General features: G+C 51.8%; 1 protein-coding gene. It reads right to left on the reverse strand.

Annotated elements, in window-relative coordinates; translation table 11 throughout:
- Nucleotides 1-142: 142 nt before the first annotated feature.
- Nucleotides 143-1,039 (reverse strand): hypothetical protein, encoded by an 897-nt coding sequence (locus RW092_RS18855; protein ID WP_084628900.1) that lies wholly within the window; start codon nucleotides 1,037-1,039, stop codon nucleotides 143-145.
- Nucleotides 1,040-1,366: the final 327 nt, after the last annotated feature.

The raw sequence follows: 1,366 nt of genomic DNA on the forward strand, positions 1-1,366 counted from the left end.
AAATTACGTGAGTGAACCATTATCCTTCGGTAACATTTTTATATGAGTTGACACGGAGCCGAGCCACAGCCAGGTATTGGGCAAATCGGATTCTATTGTGCAAGGTTGATAGAGTGATCTACTCCTGCACTCCACCCGGTGCTTACATGCCGTGGATTCGTCCCGAGGCAACGAATTTGCCAATCGTTCGGCAAACTTGCTCATATCGCAGCCGCAGTCCATCGGTAATGCCGTACATGGCGCGAATCTCCTCATCCGTTTGGCTGCCGGACAAGCTATCTGCCACCATCTGATGCAGCGCTGCCGCCCAAATATCGATGATCGCATCTTCCTCAACCAAGAGCGAGCGGTAATCCGCCGTACCATATAATACCATGACGAACTGTGTCCATAATTCCTGAGCGAAATAGTAAAGGGTCGGATCATGCACCTGTGTCTGGTCGCCTACGCGATCCAACACCATTTGTACGGCCGGCGGAAAATCGTCAGGCTTGAGCGGAACTGCTTCAATCTCGACTTCCACCCGCTCCCCTCCGCGCATGATTACCAGGGTGCCCGTCGTTCCGCGGCGGCGCAGGGTTTGCAGTACCCGATATTGAAGCAGCGGATGCATCTCCTCCCGGCTGATCCAGCCAATCAGCGCGTCATCGATCTCGGGGCGATCCAGGTAGGCAAGCTGTTCCAGGGCAAGAAACGTCTGCTCCGAGAGCGGCTTGTCCCTCACGGCAGCCAACAGCTTGTCCGTATAACCCGCATCTTCAGCCAGCTTGGCCTCCGCGAGCCGGCGAGCGAGCATTTCCTCGGTTTCCTCGTCTTCCTCGATGTGTTGTAGTTCTGAAGCCTCCGAAATGCCGTCTTTCAGCGCAGGAAATGCGCCGGTCAGCCAGTCCAATAAAGCTCGCCATTCCTCATAATGCCTCGGATCCTCTCCTTGGCATTGCAGTAAAAATTGCAGGAGCTCTACCGCCTCCCCATATCTTTCGGTTTCCAGCATACGGGTCAGTTCGATCTGGTAATAGTCCAACGTTTTGGGAAACAAGACAATGTTGTCTTTCTCATCGGGTCGTGAACTGCTGATAAGGGTACCTCCTTTCTCCTCCGAATCACAATTAATTGAGATTATAGCACAGTCCCCTGCGAAGGCAAAAATCTTGGACAAATGGTCTGGGTGGAACTGGGATAGAGGGGAGATTTGAGCAGGGGGTGAGTGGTGGTTTTAATGGTGATTTAGGTGAGGTTGAGCGGGAATCAGTTCGACGAGATTGCCCTGTTTATGTGCGGTGTGTCACCAGTCCATCTGAAGAAGGTTAACCTGAATTTCGAAAGTAATCTCTTCTGAAAAAAATAAAAAGTGCTCCAAATCTTT

It is taken from the genome of Paenibacillus sp. 3LSP (assembly GCF_032465655.1).
In the GTDB taxonomy this organism is placed as follows: Bacteria; Bacillota; Bacilli; order Paenibacillales; family Paenibacillaceae; genus Fontibacillus; species Fontibacillus barengoltzii.